Source organism: Pseudomonas sp. GW821-FHT03E01 (assembly GCF_059420765.1).
The window spans coordinates 1-19,980 of record NZ_JBWKUI010000011.1 but is presented as its reverse complement, the minus strand read 5'-3'; the positions used below and the strand labels follow the sequence as shown (position 1 = coordinate 19,980).

17 protein-coding genes are annotated in these 19,980 nt (G+C 54.1%); 2 read left to right on the top strand and 15 right to left on the bottom strand.

Going from position 1 to position 19,980, the window contains the following annotated elements:
• The first annotated feature begins 73 nt into the window (after positions 1-73).
• Positions 74-943, top strand: coding sequence for a DUF6279 family lipoprotein (locus AC07VO_RS18935; protein ID WP_310398352.1), 870 nt, complete (start codon positions 74-76; stop codon positions 941-943).
• Between the two features lie 18 nt (positions 944-961).
• On the opposite strand, the gene AC07VO_RS18930 is transcribed toward AC07VO_RS18935, so the two are convergent.
• A complete protein-coding gene (locus AC07VO_RS18930; protein WP_018929896.1) occupies positions 962-1,354 on the bottom strand; it encodes a hypothetical protein in 393 nt (130 codons plus the stop codon).
• 201 nt (positions 1,355-1,555) lie between these two features.
• Between AC07VO_RS18930 and AC07VO_RS18925 the strand changes: the two genes are divergently transcribed.
• Positions 1,556-2,290 (top strand): DUF899 domain-containing protein, encoded by a 735-nt coding sequence (locus AC07VO_RS18925; RefSeq protein WP_086946455.1) that lies wholly within the window; start codon positions 1,556-1,558, stop codon positions 2,288-2,290.
• Between the two features lie 458 nt (positions 2,291-2,748).
• On the opposite strand, the gene AC07VO_RS18920 is transcribed toward AC07VO_RS18925, so the two are convergent.
• From AC07VO_RS18920 to AC07VO_RS18855, 14 genes are all read right to left on the bottom strand, one after another.
• Positions 2,749-2,901: a hypothetical protein gene (locus AC07VO_RS18920; RefSeq protein WP_225609302.1), complete on the bottom strand. Its 153-nt coding sequence runs from the start codon at positions 2,899-2,901 to the stop codon at positions 2,749-2,751.
• A 16-nt stretch (positions 2,902-2,917) separates the two neighbouring features.
• A complete protein-coding gene (locus tag AC07VO_RS18915) occupies positions 2,918-3,478 on the bottom strand; it encodes a hypothetical protein (RefSeq protein WP_064619629.1) in 561 nt (186 codons plus the stop codon).
• A gap of 181 nt (positions 3,479-3,659) precedes the next feature.
• Positions 3,660-3,896, bottom strand: a complete 237-nt coding sequence (locus AC07VO_RS18910; protein ID WP_086946456.1) for a hypothetical protein — start codon at positions 3,894-3,896, stop codon at positions 3,660-3,662.
• Between the two features lie 879 nt (positions 3,897-4,775).
• Positions 4,776-5,135 carry a ribonuclease toxin immunity protein CdiI gene (cdiI, locus tag AC07VO_RS18905; RefSeq protein WP_086946458.1) on the bottom strand — a complete coding sequence of 120 codons (360 nt, stop codon included), beginning with the start codon at positions 5,133-5,135 and terminating at the stop codon, positions 4,776-4,778.
• Positions 5,136-5,367: 232 nt separating this feature from the next.
• Entirely contained in the window at positions 5,368-5,724 is a 357-nt protein-coding gene (locus AC07VO_RS18900) for a hypothetical protein (RefSeq protein ID WP_086946459.1), read from the bottom strand.
• 427 nt (positions 5,725-6,151) lie between these two features.
• Positions 6,152-6,643: a transposase gene (locus tag AC07VO_RS18895; protein WP_225609309.1), complete on the bottom strand. Its 492-nt coding sequence runs from the start codon at positions 6,641-6,643 to the stop codon at positions 6,152-6,154.
• Positions 6,644-6,876: 233 nt separating this feature from the next.
• The gene (locus tag AC07VO_RS18890; protein ID WP_138866150.1) at positions 6,877-7,335 is read right to left on the bottom strand and encodes a hypothetical protein; all 459 of its coding nucleotides are present in this window, start codon (positions 7,333-7,335) and stop codon (positions 6,877-6,879) included.
• A gap of 229 nt (positions 7,336-7,564) precedes the next feature.
• Positions 7,565-8,038 (bottom strand): SMI1/KNR4 family protein, encoded by a 474-nt coding sequence (locus AC07VO_RS18885; RefSeq protein ID WP_086946460.1) that lies wholly within the window; start codon positions 8,036-8,038, stop codon positions 7,565-7,567.
• Positions 8,035-8,250, bottom strand: coding sequence for an HNH endonuclease signature motif containing protein (locus AC07VO_RS18880; RefSeq protein WP_086946461.1), 216 nt, complete (start codon positions 8,248-8,250; stop codon positions 8,035-8,037). The genes AC07VO_RS18885 and AC07VO_RS18880 overlap by 4 nt, the downstream gene beginning before the upstream one ends.
• Before the next feature lie 114 nt (positions 8,251-8,364).
• A complete protein-coding gene (gene comJ, locus AC07VO_RS18875) occupies positions 8,365-8,838 on the bottom strand; it encodes a competence protein ComJ (protein ID WP_086946462.1) in 474 nt (157 codons plus the stop codon).
• The gene (locus AC07VO_RS18870) at positions 8,838-8,975 is read right to left on the bottom strand and encodes a hypothetical protein (protein WP_158245550.1); all 138 of its coding nucleotides are present in this window, start codon (positions 8,973-8,975) and stop codon (positions 8,838-8,840) included. Before AC07VO_RS18870 ends, comJ begins: the two co-directional genes overlap by 1 nt.
• A gap of 192 nt (positions 8,976-9,167) precedes the next feature.
• Positions 9,168-9,686, bottom strand: a complete 519-nt coding sequence (locus AC07VO_RS18865) for a hypothetical protein (RefSeq protein ID WP_192351593.1) — start codon at positions 9,684-9,686, stop codon at positions 9,168-9,170.
• The gene (locus AC07VO_RS18860) at positions 9,683-12,277 is read right to left on the bottom strand and encodes a polymorphic toxin type 43 domain-containing protein (RefSeq protein WP_495007659.1); all 2,595 of its coding nucleotides are present in this window, start codon (positions 12,275-12,277) and stop codon (positions 9,683-9,685) included. Before AC07VO_RS18860 ends, AC07VO_RS18865 begins: the two co-directional genes overlap by 4 nt.
• The coding region (locus AC07VO_RS18855; protein WP_495007658.1) for a beta strand repeat-containing protein at positions 12,274-19,980 on the bottom strand (7,707 nt) is incomplete at its 5' end. The genes AC07VO_RS18860 and AC07VO_RS18855, both read right to left, overlap by 4 nt.

Below are 19,980 nucleotides of genomic sequence, written 5' to 3'. Positions count from 1 at the left end.
CTGAACTGCCAGGCTCGTCCTGCGTTCACATAAAAGAACCCAATAAAAAACCAGGTCTTCGCAAGGGCTTGCCATGTCGCATTGGTTGAAACAGATCACCGTCATCCTCACGCTCAGCCTCGCCGTCGCCGCATGCACCCGCGTGGGCCTGGCTTACCGCAACCTCGATGTGATCATTCCCTGGACGCTCAGCGACTACCTGGACATGAACCGCCAGCAAAAAGACTGGTTGAACGAGCGGCTCAAGGAACACCTGCGCTGGCACTGCACCACACAATTACCCGGTTACCTCGACTGGCTGAATCGTTTACAGACCATGATCGAGACAAACCAGATCACCGACGCCGAGCTGCAAGCCCGTACCCAGGAAGCCAAACAAGCCATCGCCGAAACCGCCCGGGAAATTACCCCATCGGCCATCGAACTGTTGCAAGGGCTGGATGACAAGCAAGTCGCGGAAATGAACGACGCTTTCGCCAAGGACCTGCGCAAACGCCAGGAGGAATACCTCAAACCACCTCTAGAGCAACAGATCAAAGAGCGAAGCAAGCGCATGGAAAAACGCCTGAATGCCTGGCTCGGACCACTCAGCCCAACCCAACAGCAACGGGTGATGGCTTGGTCGAGCGCCCTGGGGGATCAGAACAAAGAATGGATTGCCAACCGCGTCCATTGGCAACAGCAATTCAGCGCGGCGGTCGCGCAACGTCAGAGTCCGCAATTCCCACAGCAAATCGAGACACTTCTGGTTGATCGCGAGAGTTTATGGACCCCCGCTTACCGTGTGGCCTATGCCAACACCGAAGCCCAGGCTCGGGCATTGCTGGTGGACTTGATGGCCGAGAGCACGCCGTTTCAGCGTCAACGGTTGCTGCATAAGATTGAAGACATGCGCAAGGACTTCACTGATTTGAAATGCCTGAAAGCGGCGCAACGAGGATAGGTTCTAAAGCTGCAAGCTTCACGCAATCTGAGCCTTCGACGCCACTTCATCAAACGTCAATTCATCCAGCGCATCTTCCTGCTCATCCAGCACCTGGCGCGGATGCTCATTTCCCGGGATGCTGCTGTCGATCAGGCTCAACAAACTCGAGCCCCGGGGTGTCAATATGTAATTCTCGCCATTGCCACCCTGATCCTCCGGCCGAGGCTCGATATACCCCCGCAACAGCAGTATTTTTTCGTACTCACCGGCCATCGTTTTCAGGCGATCCAGATTCTCGAACGGCTCGCCCGCGGAGGCTTTCGCCGCCGCATACTGCTCGGCATAAGGCCGTGGAGTGAAACTGCGGCCAGCACTGTTCTGCACTTCGTGCAGTAAATGCTCGATCAAATCCCAGTTATAAGTCGTCATCCTGATCAACCTCCAGTGCCCACGAGTGAAATGGCCTTCATAGGTTGTGACCGACAGGGAGTGCAGCCGTTCAGCCGAGTTCTTTCCCCCAACCGACCGGCGGCCTGTCGATTTGAGCGCAGGCCAAACGACTAGGCTGTGTAAGACGGTTTACCCCTCTGCGCGGATCGACTTTCGCCACAGCAAGCAGGAGAAATCAGCATGAACATTCAGACTCATCCGGTCGTGTCCCGGGAAGAATGGCTCGCCGCCCGCAAACAACACCTGGCCCACGAAAAAGCCTTCACCAAAGAACGAGACAAACTCAGCGCCGAACGCCGCGCCCTGCCCTGGGTAAAAATCGACAAACCCTACCGCTTTCAGGGCTCCAACGGCGAACTGAGCCTGACCGACCTGTTCGGCGGCCGCAGCCAGTTGATCGTCTACCACTTCATGTTCGCCGCTGGCTGGGACGAAGGCTGCCCAGGCTGCTCGTTCCTCTCCGACCACATCGACGGCGGCAACCAACACCTGGCCCACCACGACGTCGCCGTGGTCGCGGTTTCCCACGCACCGTTCGCCGAATTCCAACCGTTCAAACAGCGCATGGGCTGGAAATTCGATTGGGTCTCATCTGAAGGCTGCGACTTCAACTACGACTTCGGTGTCTGCGCCCGGGCCGAAGACGTTGCCACCGGAAAAGCCACCTACAACTACGAAAAGACCGACGGCGCAGAGGAAGAACTCCCTGGGCTCAGTGTGTTTTATCGCAACGAAGCGGGGGAGATTTTCCATACCTATTCAACGTATGCCCGAGGCCTGGATCTGCTGGTCGGTGCCTACAACTACCTCGACCTCACGCCTAAGGGGCGTAATGAAGAGGAGATCATGGATTGGGTGAGGCATCACGATCGGTATGAAGACAAGGTGTCAGCTAGTTGCTGCCATGGTGGGTAGATCGCAACCCTTTCGGAGCGAGCCTGCTCGCGATGACTGACTAACGTTCAACATGGATTTCGACTGATGCACCACTATCGCGAGCAAGATCCCACAGGAGGTAAGTGGCGTTGTGTAAATTGCATTCAGACGTCCGACTTCAACAAAACGGGCGACCTATGAGTCGCCCGTTTTTAATGCCTGCCCAATGTTTGGAATACACAACTCAAAGGACGAATAAAGGTTTTTGCCATACTCCATCCCAAACAAATATATCTGCCTCCTTCATGTCCCGACCCAAGCTAATCATATTTAAATTCAACCGCCAGCTTACTGACAGCAACATCCAATGTAATTACGCAGCCACTCCAGATCGGACACCCACTCGTCATTCCGTTCTGAATATAGATTTTTCGAAGTTCAACAAAACATTCAAACAATTCCACATCCACTTGAGCGCTGACGGGGCTAAACCAATCCTACTTACCATCCTCATCCACATAATCAAATAGAAACTGGCAATGATCGTTCTCTGGAGATAGCTCCGCCTCGACGATGATTTTCATTGCCGTCGCGGGGGATGTGTCCAGCAAAATCTGTCCGAGTTGCAGATAGATATCGTCTTCGCTCATTATTCATACCGCCACTTTACATTGAAGGCACGCTCGCCACGGGAATGCGTTCCTGAGCCTGAGTTATATCGTAGACATGCTGCTCACAGCGGCTATCAACAAACTGGAACTCCACCAAATAGACCTTGCTTTTTTCTGGTGTGAAAGTGGTTTTGATCGGACCGCAGCTATATATACTCCCAACACCTGCGCCATTCGAATAACCCGACACTTGGAATGGCTGATCGGCATCCGCCTGCACTTCCAGCTGTGGGAAGCGTTTAAGCGTGGCGCTGTTGGCCGCTTCGTTGAGTTTGGCGATCCAGCCGAAGACCTTGCCCCGACCTGAATCCACCACGGTTCCAAGCACCTCCATACGCTGGTCAGGATCCGATGCGCGGCGGATCGAGAACTCTACTGGGGTAGTGTTACCTGATGCTTTCATGATGATCTTGGCGTGTTGCGCATCGACGGCCACCTTGTTCTGACTCAGCTGGACACCGTCTTTCAGCAGACTGGGGGAAGAGTCCCGGACGTTGGAATGGCAGCCTGGTAATGCCAGAATCAGGGTCAGTGCTAGTAGTGTGGTTCTTTTCACGTCTGAATGTCCTTGAAAGCGTATGTTCGGCTGATGAGAAAATATTTGTCAAAGCGGCGTGTCATAAACGCTGAGTTCGCTATAGGGGGACTGCCACATCCCAAAATCAGACAGATTTATTTTCTGGCCGTCGCATAAAACCAAACAAATAAATCCGCCCTTTTTTTTTCAAACTATTTCATTAAGAAGCCCACTGAGTTTTCCCAGGAAAACTTCCACCTCTAGAAAGACGAATTAGCTTCATAGCAGCTCTTTTCGACCACTCTCCATTTACATCCAGAGGACACTCTTTCAAAACATGAATAGTTTCATCCTTTTTCCCCAGCCGTATTATCCCAACCTCCAAATTCCGGCCAAACGTGTATTCAACATACTCTTCAGTTTCTACAACCTTATCCATCTCTATATAAAATGCCATATAACCCTTCTCAGTTACCTAGTGGACTCGGGTATCGGAGCTGTGTTTTATCAATAGGAAAATGGACAGGAAAAGGGGACGGATTTATTTTCTAGCCACCGCACGAGCCAAATCCGTCCCCTTTTCTTTCCTTTTCTTTTTTCTCCGCTAAACAAGCGTGATCTGCACCCCCCCTACAAATAACCTGCACTTTTCAACATTACCAACAGCTCAGCATTTAGTGACTCATCAATAACCCCTTCAGATTTTCCCGGCCCCCTCCAATGCCAGATAAGTTGCATAGCAAGACTATCAACATCGATAAATTCCTCATGAAAAATCTCACTAAGACGTATATTAGTAAGTTTAGGATCAACCTCTATCAAGTCCCTAAAAACCTGACACGGCAACTCCCCCCTCAGAATACCCTCAAGCATAAATCCTCCACTGCAAAATATCACTTCATGGTTTTTTGAAAACAACCGTGGTTATATCATTAAACATACCAGTTTCAGGCGCTTGAACACTGGTAAAGCCATATTTCGCGGCAAGACGCCCCGTCCAAGTATTCGCAGCGGCCTGAGTAGGCGGCATACCTTTCGTCAAATTAGACAAGTACTCTGCGGTATAAACGCTATTTCATATCGCTAAAGTGCGACACAGAAAACGTAGTCTGCCCCCATTTTCTGCCATTCTCAGGATAAACGTGGTCTGTCCCCGTTTCTCCCCGGCAGCTCCTACAGGGATTGCGCATTATTCAAGATTTGCGCGGGAGACCTTCGGGTCTGCCGGTTACTCGGGGTGACCTGTGGGTCGCCTGTTTCTATCGCAAGAAAAAGTTTGGACTTCCTCTTTCCCGAATATAATCAACGGCCCCACGGCATTTACATAACGCCAACCTCAACATAAACAACTCAACAACTTATGTACCTTCCCTGCATTTCCCGAATGAAACTTTAGGTACTTATCGCAAGCAAGCTTTAGATAATCACGAAACACTTCATCACTTACAATTACCGATGCATCCTCTTCCAGAATATATCCACTGGAAAATCTAACCCCTTCAAAATGATCCTCCTCAAAATAACTATTCATATCGGGAAAAGCACAGTACGCACCATCCGTACTAAACCCCCATTTTTTAACAAGAAACTCTACCGCCTCGATAAACCTACCATCATCGTACATCCTGTCAAAGTAAGCCTTTATTACCCAGTGCGAATCCCGACGATCATAGGGCTGCCCAAACAATTCGTTCACGCCATTACCCCTTTATTCATCTCGGGTGGAAATTACGAACCGTACCAGTAGTCGGGTCCAGATAAATCCTGAACTTGACACCCTCCCGTCTCACCATTATAGGCGTTCATCCCTCTGGTCATGGCGCTGATGTAACCGTCTGCCACCGCCCGCTGCCCACGCAAAAGAGGGGACGCCCATTAGCCGATCTCGAGTCAAGGTTAAAAGCCACCATACAGCTCCCTTTAAAACTCTAAATTATTGCGACAGGACAAATACCAAAACGAGTAGTAACTACATATGACTCTAGTCCATTTCGCTCAGGGACAATTTTTAATATCTTCACCCCCTCAAACTTTAATACTAGAACTTCACCTTCCTCAAGCGAGGCTTCCTCTACTCGATGATTAAAAAAATCAAAGAACAGTGTACTCGTATAAACTTTTTCTCCGTGCCCCCACTGCTCCCACCCAAGACTTTCACACAAAAAAGGACACTGAACTATAACGGTAGCGCCGCTGCCAAAAATCAGAACTTGAGAGCCAACCCCAACAGTTACACCTGTTAGCACTGCTGACTTCAGCTCCGCCAAATCCGCTTCATTAATCATAACTATCCTCTTACCGCGCCGGCGGTTCGGTATTAGGTGGTAATGGCACATGCGTCTCTCCTCTTGTGCCAGTTCCACCTGTTGCTGGATTTATCGGCTGTCCATTTTTCACAGAAATCCAATAACCATTCTCTAAGCCGGTAACGGGGGTTGAGCCTGAAGGCATCAATCGAATATATGTGCTCCCGGGAGCGCTTGGATCGGTACCTGGTGGGTAAGAGAAAACGGGGAGAAAACGGGGACAGACCACGTTTTCCATCTAAAAAATCGAATGCTTTTTCGGTCTGCCCGGGCATCCCCGCCGAGCTCGTCGCCCAATCATAGCTTCAATTTCGGCTGCAAATCGCGAATCACCAAGTACATAGTTGCCATTGGTGGCAGCCCGAATCTGGTCAACCAATCCTATCTCCAACTCGCTTGATAGACTTCAGCAGTCGATACATCTGTGTCCCCCAAGCGATAGGTACTGAGCATGCGGGGTAATGAGATCCGAAAACTCTGATTGTGCGTTAGCACGATAACTCGACCAACGATATTCCGCAGGATGCGTCACCATTTTGGCTCTGACAGGATTCATCTCAATGTAGCGATAACAGACCAATACATAACTATCACTTTGAACAAGGCACGAACGGAAGCGTCCTTCCCATAAAGTCTCACTACGCCCATATGTACGATTTATGTATTGCACATATCGTTGCCCTATTCCTTTCATAAGCGAGCTGGTACTGCTGTGCTCATGAGGGCTAATCAACAAATGGACATGATTAGTCATAAGACACCATGCGTGAATTTCACACGATTTTTTGTTGGCCTGCTCAGCAAGCAGCTCTAAATAAAAAAGGTAATCATCCGCTGAAAAAAAGCAAACTGATCTATTATTTCCTCGTTGAATCAGATGCAAGGGGACACCTGGCATCAAGAGACGTGCTCTGCGTGGCATATGGTGAATCCGTTCACAATTAATGATGCCAATAACTTAGTCAATCCTACGAAAAACAATCTCCCTATCTATTTCACACTTTTTCAGATCGCTAAAGTGCGACACAGAAAAACGTAGTCTGCCCCCATTTTTTGCCATTCTCAGGATAAACGTGGTCTGTCCCCGTTTCTCCCTTAGGTATCCCTTTAGGTATTTATACACATTACCACTTAGAAAATATTATTGTAGTCATACATATATTCTTCATATTCATCAAGCCCCCAAATATGACCATCCAAGCGATCAACCATAAGCATCCCACCTGCTTTTTTCTCCCCATGACCGACAGAGCTCAAACTAAAAGACCAAAAAAGAGGTGGACATTGCGATTGATCTCTCACTCCTACTACTACACCTTGCTCTGCAGAATATTTTTTTGCTATTTCAAATGCTATCTCAAATGAAATCTCACCTTCTCGATATTCGACGGGAACACTGAAACATAATATCTGCTTTTGCCGCAGAGCAGACACTACCGCCACAAGCTTTACCCTATTAACACTTACAAATAAATAACCACTAAACACCTTGCCATCTTCGCAAGCAAAATCATTATCAAACAAACGTAGCATTTTAAGTCGCGACGCATCCACCGGACCACATAAATATAAATCACATTTCTTCTGCATAATATTTATTCACCTATGGATGGACAATTACGCCACCGTTAAGAATCCCTTCTAATGCGCTTGCAGGTACAGAATATGTTGATCCCACACCCAGTAGGAAATCGCAGGAAATCGGGGACAGACCACGTTTAAAAATGTGGTCTGCCCCCGTATACCCCCGTATATCCACTCGTGATGTAGAGTGTGTAAAATGCCTCCGCCAACTCGGGCGGCCTATTTCTCTCTTAATCTATTTTCCCTTAAGACCTTTAATAGGATTAGGATTTACCCAAGTTTTTATAACCTGGCCAGGCTTCAATACCACATCATCGATAGAAGTTGGATTCAATTCATCCAAAAATGCATCAACCCCCACCGACAGCTTGACATACCTATCTAAGACCTCATGATCGACAAAATAAACACAACCATCTATCAAATCAACCGCCACATAGTTGCCACCTTCGGCCCAAGCAATCGGTATAAACCCTTTTCTGAACTCGAACCGTTTAAGCTCTGCAATCACCTCACTAACAGGGATAAATTGATTTATGCCACTACTATTATCATCGCCCACATCAAATACATTTAACGCAGGTTCTCCGCCATTAAATCTTTCAAAAAAACCCCTTATTGAAGCATTCAAAACTGCGCCAACAAACAGTTCAACAGCCTCAAAAGCCCCGCATTCTATATTTTTTACTTTCTTTACTTTAACTTTCATTTGTCAAACCCTCCATTCCGAATAACTGCGGAACCACCAGTATGCCTCGTAGAGTTATGCACATCCTGAGGTATTAGGAGCATCGTCTGGCCATCTTCAACATGAAGCCAGACGAACCCGCTGGGTGTCGCGTCTAATCCAACCGCCGAGTTTGCAAGTTTAGAGTCCACTCCGTATTTCCCAGTGAGTCCCAGAATTTGCACCCTGTGCATAGCGTAAGGAGAAAAATCTGGAAAACCCAAGAAAAAAGGGGACGGATTTATTTTCTAGCCACCGCACGAGCCAAACAAATAAATCCGTCCCCTTTTCTCTTCAGCTCTTTTTAGCTATGTAGCTGGTGATGCTTCAAGATCAAAATCGCCTTCCTGTTCTATTTCTGCATCTGCCTTTAATATCAAAAACGCTGTCCCTCCCTTATTTAGTCGCACATTGATTCTTGGCACCTCTTCACCCATGCTCCCAAAAAACTCAACCTGTAGGGTGTATGTTCCTATCGGTAGTTCAAGAGGCACCGAGCCTGAAATACTTGCAAGTTCGACATTGCTATCCGATACATCAAATGGCACTCGAAATGCCCGTATCACATCCGAGCTCACCTCAGGAACAGCTTCCTCGATAAAGATGGTGATTTCATGATCACCTTCCTCTACCAGCGCTCGAAAGGAGGCGCTACCAGGACGCCAGGAAAAGCCCTGTGAATAGTTTCGATCACTCCAGTCATTATATGGTTGTGGGAGTGAGCTAATAAACACACAAAACTGTGAGTACGACAGATACAGACCTACCGTTAATTTAGCCATTATTCGACCACCTTAATTCTAACTTTCTCTCCATCCTCTAGACCTCTGCATGCATTTCCTATACAAGCACCTGCACCCATATTATTTTTAGGTGTTATGGCGCGCACGCTGGCTCCTTCCCCTCCCTCCTTAAACATTGCTGGAGGATATTCATCTAACTGTTTTCCAGGAATTTTAGGAAGCCCTCCTATTGATTCTTTTCTGTTTCCTGGCGCCCCGGGCGATCAATAGTGAGCACGTCGGGATAACCAGCCTCTTGCGCATTAGATATATGGTCTGCTGCATCCCCGTATTTAGCCCGAGATATGGGAATTTCTTTTGCACCTATGTCACAAAACTTTTAGCTGCTTAGCTATTTTTCTGGCCGAGTGACGTATTTGTTGAGTCTCTCCAGCTTTACTCAACGCCTCCAACTCTGTTTCTAAACTATTAGATCTCGGGACGAATAAAACCCACTTCAATGCCAAGCCAGACCAGTACTCACTCTGACTTCTAAGACCTGCCATAACAATTTGCTCAAATGGAAATAAGTCTATGAACCCCTCGGAAAGCCCATAACCTTTAAGCCCATCGATCATCTTGCAACGAACCACTTCTGGAAGATCCTCTAATACTGGCAGAAAAAATACACACGCAGTTTCGTCGCTGACTGTCTGAACAACAGACTCTGTCGATCTAGCCCAAAGCCCCTTGGAAGTAAGCCCCAAAAGAAAACGCCCCCCACACAATTTTGCTACAGGAAGCCAACTCAAATTAGCCCCTTCAGAGTTGTACTCAATTTTTTTTATCCATGGAGCATCTAGCTTACCGAGCTCCATCAATAGCTTTTTTTTCAGTTCATCTATCATCTAGATATCCCGGGAGTATGGGTAACATCCACGCCATGGCTGCTCATAAAGGACTTGAACTGCTCACGAAGCTCGGGAGTCCAGTTCATCCCGTAATGTCCGCTCCATTCATAGGTTCGAAGGACTCCATTTTCCTTCCAGATCCCGCCGCCGACGATAGCGTCAGATGAAGGGATTTTTCCAGCATCCAATATCCCATCATGCCCAAATTGATTCTTCCCCATGATGAATCGTTGACTAGCCGGATCGTAAATAAAGTCAATAGGTTTTGAATTACTCAACCCTTGTACAGCTTTGGAGGATGAATATGCATCACTGACTTCTAAGAAGCCCTTAGCTGGCCCACTGCCATTTGCCGCAGCTTTTGCAACCCCACCACCCAGAGGACTCGCACCACCATGCGGTCCTTGCATGATGTCAATAGGTTCGACCTTACCAAGGTCATCTTGCTCCTGCTGAGGGATGGGCTCACCCATCATTTTCCTCAGCTCATAGTCTGCTTCCTCAACCTGGTTATGGTGCAGTTCGTCGTTGTACTTCTCCCCAGCCCCACCAATCAAACTGCCAGTATTGGGATTGCCGCCCGCCAGTGCGGCCGAGAGCAGCCCGATCATTTGAGCGGTCGCGATCTTGCTCTGACTGCCTTGCACGCTCAAGTTATCGGCGTTGAAATTCTCACTAACGTACTGCGCTAAAAACTCGTTGGCCTTGGGTGTCAGCCCTTCAGCAACGCCACCGGCAATCGCGCCGCTGGTAAAACCCTCACCTTTGGCCGCCGATATCAGCCCGCCCAACACCGCATGAAGAAAGATGGTCTGCGCGCTTCCAGGGTCAACGCCCAGATTATGAGCAAGATCACCAATACCCTTGTTACCGGCCGCGGCGGCGAGATCCAGCCCCTCACCCAACAGCGCCCCACCCAGATTTCGACCAAAGCTGCCGCCATTGATGGCTGTTGAGATGCCACTGTTGATCAACGCATGCGTGCCGCTGCGCAATACGGTTTGCTCGGCGTTACTCCAGCTGAGCATATCGCTGGAATAGCCCGGATTCTGGATAGGACCTGCCCCTGTGACTTGCGATCCACCATTAGTGGCGCCACTTGGGCTCTGGAACCAGTTGCTGTCCGCATAGCTCATCGCACCAGCGGTTAAACTCCCGATGGCGGCGTTTTTCAAACTGTCGCTGCTGAACGTATCCTTGAGTGCTAGGGCCAGATTGCCCTTGTTGTTGATGAAGCTCACGGCGCCGGTACTGGCCATCGAGGTGAGCGCCGCCGAAGCCATCACGTTGCCCCAACCCGCAGCGACCGTAGAGCTGGCAGCAGCCATCGCAGTGCCTGAACCCGCCGTTGCACTGGCCGCCGTTCCCACGGCCGCACTCGCTGCTCCTGCCGTCAATACAGTCACCACAATTATGATGGCCAGCATTGCCCCTTCGCCCAGCCCAGAATGGCTGTACTTGAAGGAATCGTGCAGTTCTTTGACTTGCCGCCAGTCCACATCGCCGCGTTGCTCGGCGTCCTTCAACCAAGCCAGCTGAGGATCAGCCTGGACCATGGTGTCGATGGTCTGACTAACGGTTTTCTCGTTGATCTGCTTGACGTCGATGTGCAGGCCATTGACCGCATTGATGGTCAATTTTCCTTGGGCGGCCAAAGCGCTCTGGCGCAGGGTTTCGTCGGTCGTGCCTTCGCCCTTCATGGAAGTCCAGGCCAGGCTATTGCTGCTCTTCTCGTGGCTCTCTTGATGCAGGTCCTTCACCCCTTCAAAGGTGATGGCACCACCACTTTGCAACGTCAGGTCTTTACCGCTCTCCAGATTGGCAACCTGATAGCGTTGATCGCCGCTGCTGATCAGGCCGATATTCCCACCGGCCTTGATTTCACTTCCCACGTTAGTGACCTGAGTCACTTCATCACGCTGGGTTTTCTTGCTCCCCCAACTGCCTTTTTTCTTCATGTCGTACAGCGAATAGTCGCTGTCTTGCGCCGCCAGCAGCTCAAGCTTGTCACCCGCCACCAGATAGGCTTCATCTCCAGCGTTGACCTTGCTGGAGATCAGCGTCAGATCCTGACCCGCACTCAGTGCAACGCTGCCGCCCGCGGTAACCGTCGTTGAAACCTGACTGACATGGTCTTCCTGGCTCGTGACTTTCTTGGTCTTGCTGTACGAGTGCTGCTCATCCGCGGCTGATGCCAAGGTCAAGTCGTCTTTGGCTGCCATGGCGATGTCGCGTTTGGCGTCGATCTGGCTGGCAATGGCGGTGAGATCCCGGCCGGCGTTAAGAGTCAGATCGCGACCCGCGTCAATACTGGAGCCGTATTGGGTGATGGTTTGATCGCGGTGGTTCGGACCACGCTCGTTGCTACCGACCTGCTCTACGGAGGTGAGATTGACGTCTCGTCCGGCATTGATCGTGGTGTCCGCCCCGCTTTTCAGTACGCCACCGGTGTTGTTGAAGTCTCGCCCTGCCTTGATGGTCAGGCTGTTGGCGGCTTCGATACGTGCAGCACTGTCAACGAAGTCGGTCCGCTCGTTGCGATAACCGCTGCCACTTTCGTGAGTGGTGACGGTGCGTTCGTTGATCACGTCGCCCCGGGTGGGGTCAACGTGACGTCACGGCCGGCGATGATGCCGCCGGCCTTGTTGACTATGTTGTTGCCGGCTTTCAGGTCGAGGCGATTGCCGGCTTCCACCAGGCCGCTGTTGACCAGATCGTTGGTGGCGGTGGCCGACAGGTTGTTGGAGGCGCGCAAGGTGCCGGCGTTGTTCAGGTCTTTGCCGGCGATCAGGGTCACGTCGCTGCCCTGGATCAGGGCACCGTTGGCGGCCAGGCGATTGTTGGCGTTGGCCAGGTACAACACCGGCACCAGCACTTGCTCGCCGTTCACCTCGGCATTTTCCATCCACACAATGTCGTGGGTCAGGGCCGCGACTTGTTCGGAGGTCAGGCTGACGCCCAGCGACAGGTTGAGTTCTGTTTTGCTGGCGACGGCGTTGTTCATCAAGTATTTGAACAAGCCTTCGTCGCTGGTCTGGCCATCGATAAATCGCTGACCGGTACGCGCCACTACCGCTTGCTGGATCAGGCGTTGTTCATAAAGGCCATCGCCCAGGCGCTTGGCACTTTGGTCGGGGTCGTAGCCGAGGTTCGACAACAGGTAGTCCGAGCTCATGAATTGCTTGAGGTCGGTGAGTACCGGGTTGGTTTCGATCAGGTATTTCTGGGGTTTGGACTGGCCGCTGCTGGCCGGCAACCCTTGGACGCGATTGATGGTAAAGGCCGTGGAACGACCAGGCAGTGTCGAGCCGGTTGAATTGGCAGCCGGTGCGCTGACGTCGATCGCGCTGGCACCGACGCCCACGTTCGACGCCACATAATCAACAGGCTTCAGGTCAACGCTGCTGGCGGAGGCCTGAGTGTTGCTGACCGGTAGAATGTTCCGTGGCTGGACGCTTTGCAGCGGTTGCTGACGCTGGGTCGTGCTGACGCTGCCGCCGCCCATGGTCCAGCTTTGCGGACCGCTGGCCACTGGAGTGCTGCTGTCTTGGCCGCTCAGGCGGAACAGGCCGTTTTGCCCGGTGGGCAGAGCGAAGCCGGGCAAGGCCAGCGGGTTGACTTGCTGTTGGGCCAGGTTGGGCGGCAATTGTTGATTGAGGGTGATGCGCGTGGAGAACTGACTGCCCGCAGCACCGGTGCCCGTGCGCGGACCACTGCCCACGTAGGTGTAGCCAGGGCGTACGACACTGTTATCGATATTGTTCTGGGCGTTGATGTTGACCGCGCCAGCAGCCTGGATCACGGCGGCGTAACTTTGGTCGCTGGACGAGATTTTCGTGGTGCTGCCTAAGTTCGGATACTCCACTTCGGTCATGCCGATAAAGTTGGCTATTCCGGCCTCAAGACCGCCCAGGTCGTTGGGGGTGTAGCCCGCGCTTTCGAACCAGTACTTGTCGGTGAAATTACTGGCCGCGTTGTACCATCCGCCTGCGTTGCGAGTTCGTTCGGAGCGAAATACCCGGGTGGTCTCGGTTTCGCCGGTCTCGATGCCGCTGTTGGTCAGGTTGACCAGCGAGGCGCTCAGATTGCCGCCGGTGGCTATGGTGCTGCTCTGGTTCAGCAGGTCACCACCGGTCAGGGTAAGGTCCCCGCCCGCCGTGATGCTGGACGCGGCACTGGCATCAGTGACTTCAAATTTGTCGCGCTGCACGATCTCCCAAACATGGTTTTGCTTGCCGCTGCAGTCGCCCGCGTTCACCCCTTCGATACAGGTGATTTCGCCGATTCGGGCGGTGTAGATACCCTGGTTATTGGTGGTCAGCACCGCGCGGATGTTCTGAATCGTGCTCGCCGCCAGGCTCATGCTGCCGTCGCTTTGAATCGACGCCGAACTGTTGACGATGCTGGCGGCCTGGGCGCCTTGACCGTTACGGTCGATCGTCAGGTTGCCCAGGCTGTAGATGTTGGCGTAGCTGTTGTTCAGCGCATTGACCCGCAGGCCCATGTTGCCGCCACTGAAGATCAGCCCGTTACTGTTGACCAGCGAACCGGTGGTGACGGTCAGTTGTTGAGCACTGGCCAGCGTCCCGAAGTTGTTGATCCCGCCGGCGTTAACCGTCAGGTTGGCGCCCGAAGTGAGGCGACCGGCGTTATCCAGTTGACCACTGACATTGAGCGTGGTGTTGCCACCGCCAGCGATGCTGGAGGTGACGCTATTGAGGCTCACTTGCGCGGCATTCAGGCCAAGGGCCCCTTGGCTGCTAAGACGACCAGCCCCCCAGTAAGCACCGCTCAGCCCCACGTTCATGCTGCCGTCACTGGCAATCAATCCTTCGTTGAACCAGTTGACACCGGTACCGACGAGGCTATCCGAGGCCAGCAACTGACCACTCGCCGTCTGGGTGAAACTATTGACGTTAACGGTCAGGCGCCCAGCCTGGATGACGTTGCTGTTGGTCCAGCTGTCGGCGTTGAGGGTCAGGCCGCCGCGAGTAACGATGGTGCCGCCGGCGCCGGTGACGTTGGCGGTGGAAATGTCGAAAGTACCGTTGCCCACGTGCAGCAGACTGCCGCCGCCGTTGAGGAAGCCGCCCACTGCCATTGTCAGGTCAGTGTTGGCGCTTTCCAGGGTGCCGTTGCGGTTGTCGAACAGGCCACCGATCTGGAAGCTGGTTTTGCCTTTGTCGCCGAGGGCGCGCAGTTGGCCGGTCTGGTTGTCGAGGCTGGCAGCCTTGATCGACAGGGTGCTGTCGCTCTCGATGATGCCCAGTCGGTTGTTCAGGGCACCGCTGAGGGTGAGGTCGATCTGTTGACCGGCAATCTGGCCGTCATTGTCGCCGCTGTTGTCAAAGTTGTTGCCGGTGACGCTGACCTTGCCTTTGGCGTAGAGGCCGCCGTTGCGGTTGTCGAAGTTGCCGGTGACGACAGTCGCGTCGCCGCCTTGCGCAGCGATACGCCCGCCGTAGTTATCGATGCCGGCCAGCGCGGTCAGGTTCAGGCGCTCGGCCTGGGTGACGCCGCTGCGGCGGTTGTTGTTCAGGTCATAGCCGTTTTTCAGCACACCGGTCAGGTTGGCCGTGAACGCGGCTTGCAGGCTGGCGAGCACGCCGCCGCGGTTATCCAGGTTGCCGGCCTTGATCGACAGGTCACCGGCCTTGGCGACAATGCGGCCGCTCTGGTTGTCAATATCGCCGCCGATGGTGAGGTTCAAAGCGCCCTGGCTTTGCAGGGTGCCCTTGGCGTTGACGAGACTGGCGGCCTGGATTTGCAGGTCGCCATTCTGGCTGTAGATCTGGCCGTCGGCGCTGTTCTGTATCGTGCCGCCGGTGGTGATGGTCAGTAGATCATTGGCCGCGATGGTGCCGAGATTGCGGTTGTCCAGGCCACCGGTGAGCAGCGTCATCAAGCCTTGGCTGGCGATTTGACCGCCCTGGTTATTGATTTGCGTGGCGCGTTGCACCAGCAGTGGGCCGGCGCTGGCCAGTTTGCCGTTGGTGTTGGTCAGGGCGCCGAGCAGGTCGAGGGTCACGGCACCGTTGCCGATCAGATTGCCGCCGGTGTTATCCAGTGTGGTGCCGGTGAAACTGAGGTCCTGTTTTGCGTTGACGGTGCCGCCGGCATTACCCAGGGTCATCGCCTGCATCGCCAGGGTTGCGCCGCTGTCGATCAAGCCGCCCTGAGCATTGTTCAGCAGGCCGCTGAGGGTCAGGGTCTGATTGCCGCCGCTGGAGAGAATGCCGCCGTTGCTGTTGTCCAGGCTCGACGCGTTGACGCTCAGGGTTTTCCGGCTGACCAGTGCACCTTCGCCGCTGTTGAGAATGGCACCACTTACGGTGACGGCCACATCGCTGTCATGACTCGACAGCGTGCCTTTGTTGCGGTTGTCCAGGCTGTTGCTGGTGAGGCTCAGGCCTTGCCAGCCGGAGATCAGACCGCCCTGGTTGAGTACCGTGTCGGCGTTGACCGTCAGCAGGTTATTGCTGATCAATTTGCCGTTGTTGTTATCCAGTGCGCGGGCCGTCAGATCGAGGCTCTGGCTGCTGGAGATTTCGCCGTTCCGATTGTTCAGGTCACGCAGGTGCTTGAGACTCAGCAAACCCGTGGTGGTGATCAGGCCGGCACCGTTGTTCAGGTCGCCGGTAGCCGCCCCGAAGTCGATGGCAATGGCGCTGCCCAGCAAAGAACCGTTCTGGTTATTCAGACCGCTGCTGTTGATTGTCAGCTCCGTGGTGGCGTTGATCAGCCCCTGGTTCTGGTTCGTCAGCAGCCCGTCGAGGCTCAGGTCGAGGTTGGCGCGGCTGGTCAGCGTGCCGCCGCTGTTGTCCAGGCTGGCGGCTTTGACGTCGAGTGCTGCAGCGGCGATCAGGCCTTTGAGGTTGGTCAGTGCCTGATCGATGCGCAGGGTCAGGTTCTGATTGCTCAGCAGTTTGCCGTTGCTGTTGTCCAGGCTGCGAGCAGCGATGGTGAAAGCCTCGGCGCTGGAGATTTCGCCGCCGTTGTTATTAACGTCGGTGAGGTTTTTGAGCATCAACAACGGCGCGCTGATCAGACCATTCTGGTTGTTCAGCTGACCCTGGTTCAGATCCAGTGTCAGAGAGGTGTTGCTGAACAGTTGCCCGCCTTGCTGATCCAGGCCGGTGACGCTGGCAGTCAGGGCACCAACGCTGGCGATACGACCGCCATCCTGGTTGGTCAGTTGGGTGGTGGTCAGGTCCAGACTGGCGCCGCTGTTCAAGCGACCGGCGTGGCTGTTATCCAGTGCGCCGGTGTTGACGATCACCGCCCCCTTGCCACTGATGCTGCCGTTATTGCGGTTGTCGAGGCTGGCACTGTTGAGTGTGATGCCAGCATCCGTGACGATCTCGCCGCCCTGGTTGAGAATGGCGCCGGTGGTGGTCAACGTCAGCGGCCCTGCCGCGGAAACACTGCCCAGGGTGTTGGTCAGGCTGGCGGCCGTGACCCCGAGTGAGCCTTCAGCGCTGAGCAGACCCTGGCTGTTGTTCAGGTCCCCCGTGAGATTGAGCGTCAGGTTTTTCTGACTTAACAGCGAGCCGCCACTGTTGTCGAGATCGCGGCCGGTCAATGTCAGGTCGGCCTTGCCCGAGAGCAGGCCTTTGGCGCGGTTGATGATATTTTCGACCGTCAGGGACAAAGCACCGTCGGCGAATACCTGGCCGCCATCGCTGTTGTCCAGACGGTTGCCGATCAGGGTCACGTTCGACTTGCTCGACAACTCGCCACCACGGTTGTCGACCGATCCGACGTTCAGTTGCAGCGCATTGGTCGCGCCGACTAGTCCGCTGTTGCGATTGTCGAGGCTGGTACCGGTCAGTGTCAGGCCACCGGTGGCAATCAGTTGCCCACCCTGGTTGTTCAAAGTCGCAACGTTGGCCGTGACATCGGTTTTACCGGCGATCTGGCCACGGGTGTTGTCCAGGCTATCGGCGCTGAGGTTCACGTCACCGTCAGCGATGAACGTGCCATCCTGATTGACGATCTGACCGTCCACCGTCATCCCGAGGGTGCCATGACTGCTGATCAAGCCGCCGGTGTTGTCCAGACGCGCGCTGTGCACCTCCAGGGTCTGTGCGGAAATCAGGCCCTTGATGCTGGCGAGCAGTTGATCGATGTGCAGCGTCAAACCCTGATTACTGATCAGCTTGCCGTTACCGTTATCCAGGTTCCGGGCGGCCAGTGTGAAGGCCTGGGCGCTGGAGATTTCACCGTTGCGGTTGTTGACGTCCGTGAGGTTTTTCAACATCAGCAACGGTGCATTGATCAACCCGTTCTGGTTGTTCAGTTGGCCGTGATTCAAGTCCAGGCTCAGGGCGGTTTTGCTGAACAGCTGACCGCCCTGTTGATCGAAACCGGTGACACTGGCGGTCAGGGCCTTATCGCTGGCGATTCGGCTGGCAACGCCATTACTGACCTGGGTCGCGGTCAGGTCGAGCGTATCGCCGCTGATCAATTGACCGCCCTGAGTGTTGTCGAACGTACCCGTGGTGACGGCGGTCGCGCTCTTGCCACTGAGCAGGCCGTTCTGGCTGTTGTTCAGGCTTTGACTGTTGAGGGTCAAGCCGCTGTCGGTGGTGATCGACCCGCCCTGATTGTTCAGCACTCCTGTCGTCGTCAGCGCCAACGCGCCGGCGCTCGACACGCTGCCACGGGTGCTGTCGAGGCTCGCCGCGTTGACCGTCAGGGTGCCTTCACTGCTGATCAGGCCTTCGATGTTGCTTAGCGCGTTGTCGAGGCGGATATCCAGCCCAAGCTGAGTGACCAGGCTGCCACCGCTGTTGTCCAGGTTCTGCCCCGTCACTGTCGTGGCGCCCTTGCCGAACAACAGCCCCTTGTTCTGGTTGATGATCTGCGCCACTTTCAGGCCCAGCTCGGTGCCAGCCAGAATCTTGCCGTTGTCACTGTTGTTCAGGCTTTGGCCTTCGATGGCCACATCAACGGCACTGGAGATTTCGCCGCCGCGGTTGTCCACCTCATCGACATTGAGTTTCAGCGCTTTTGTCGCGCCTACCAGCCCGCCACTGCGGTTATCGAGCCCCTTGCCATTGAGGGTCAACATTCCTTGAGCGACAAGCTCACCGCCCTGGTTGGTGAACTGCGCAACCTTGGCCGTCAGATCGGTTTTGCTGGAGATACGGCCGCCGCTGTTGTCGACGCTGGCTGCCTGCAGTTGCACCGCCCCCGCTGCGCTGAGCAAGCCGTCGCGGTTATCCAGATGAGTGCCGTTGAAGTTGATGGCCGCCTGGCTGTTGAGCAGACCTTGCTGGCGGTTATCGAGTTGTCCGACGGTCAGTTGCAGGTCTTTGCCAGCGCGTACTTTGCCGGTGCGGTTATCCAGTGAATCGCTGCGCAGGGTCAGGCGATCCTTGCCGGTCAGGCTGCCATTGCGATTGTCGAGGCTGCCGGTTTGCAGGTCGACCACGCCTTTGGCACTCAGGTCGCCATTCTGGTTGTCGAACAAGCCATTGATGCGTGCGGTGACGCTGCCATCGCTAACCAGGCTGCCGCCATGACTGTTATCCAGGCTGGCGGCGCTGATGCTCACGCTTTGGCCGGAGCCCAGCACACCGTTCTGGTTATTCAGGGCGCCGATCAAGCCAATGTTCAGGGCTACGTCGCCCGTGACCTGGCCGTCACTGTTGTCCAGTGTTGTGGCGGTGACGGTGGTGGTGCCGGCGCTGGAAACTTCACCATTGTGGTTGTTCAGGTGGCCGAGATTGGCCGTGAGGTTGCCGTTGCTGGTAATGACGCCCTGGGTGTTGAGAACCTGCGTGGCTTTCAGCTCCAGAGTGCCGCTGCCCAATACTCGGCCCTTGTTCTGGTTATCCAGCGTAGTAGCAGTGATGCTGGTTTTTTTCTGCCCGCTTAAAGTGCCGCCCTGGTTATTCAACGTCTGCGCGGTATTGACCGTCAGGTTGCGGCTAGCCACCACGCTCTTGCCGGTGTTGGTGAAATTCTGCGCATTCAGATTCACATCGCCGCTGGCATTGCGGCTGGTGTCGGCGTTGACCCCGGCTTCGATGATGCCGTTGTTGGTCAGCACACCGCCGGCCGTCAGCGCGATGCTGTCCCGGGCCGCGAGGGTTTGCTGGTTGGTCAGGTTGCCCTGGGTTTGCACGTTGACGGCGGTGCCGGCGTAGACCGGGCCGCGCGCATCGAGGCTGGCCGCTTTGACATTGACGGCGCCTGCGGCCGAGGTTTGCGCCAGGCTGAGATGGCCATTGGCATCGATCTGAATATCGCCACCACTGGCCGCGAGGTTGCCATCGAGTTTCAC

Bases quoted from the DNA above. Each gene is read 5' to 3' on its own strand.
- AC07VO_RS18935 (WP_310398352.1), top strand. From the start codon at position 74: ATGTCGCATTGGTTGAAACAGATCACCGTCATCCTCACGCTCAGCCTC.
- AC07VO_RS18930 (WP_018929896.1), bottom strand. From the start codon at position 1,354: ATGACGACTTATAACTGGGATTTGATCGAGCATTTACTGCACGAAGTG.
- AC07VO_RS18925 (WP_086946455.1), top strand. From the start codon at position 1,556: ATGAACATTCAGACTCATCCGGTCGTGTCCCGGGAAGAATGGCTCGCC.
- AC07VO_RS18920 (WP_225609302.1), bottom strand. From the start codon at position 2,901: ATGAGCGAAGACGATATCTATCTGCAACTCGGACAGATTTTGCTGGAC.
- AC07VO_RS18910 (WP_086946456.1), bottom strand. From the start codon at position 3,896: ATGGCATTTTATATAGAGATGGATAAGGTTGTAGAAACTGAAGAGTAT.
- AC07VO_RS18900 (WP_086946459.1), bottom strand. From the start codon at position 5,724: ATGATTAATGAAGCGGATTTGGCGGAGCTGAAGTCAGCAGTGCTAACA.
- AC07VO_RS18895 (WP_225609309.1), bottom strand. From the start codon at position 6,643: ATGCCAGGTGTCCCCTTGCATCTGATTCAACGAGGAAATAATAGATCA.
- AC07VO_RS18890 (WP_138866150.1), bottom strand. From the start codon at position 7,335: ATGCAGAAGAAATGTGATTTATATTTATGTGGTCCGGTGGATGCGTCG.
- AC07VO_RS18885 (WP_086946460.1), bottom strand. From the start codon at position 8,038: ATGAAAGTTAAAGTAAAGAAAGTAAAAAATATAGAATGCGGGGCTTTT.
- AC07VO_RS18880 (WP_086946461.1), bottom strand. From the start codon at position 8,250: ATGCACAGGGTGCAAATTCTGGGACTCACTGGGAAATACGGAGTGGAC.
- comJ (WP_086946462.1), bottom strand. From the start codon at position 8,838: ATGGCTAAATTAACGGTAGGTCTGTATCTGTCGTACTCACAGTTTTGT.
- AC07VO_RS18870 (WP_158245550.1), bottom strand. From the start codon at position 8,975: ATGTTTAAGGAGGGAGGGGAAGGAGCCAGCGTGCGCGCCATAACACCT.
- AC07VO_RS18865 (WP_192351593.1), bottom strand. From the start codon at position 9,686: ATGATAGATGAACTGAAAAAAAAGCTATTGATGGAGCTCGGTAAGCTA.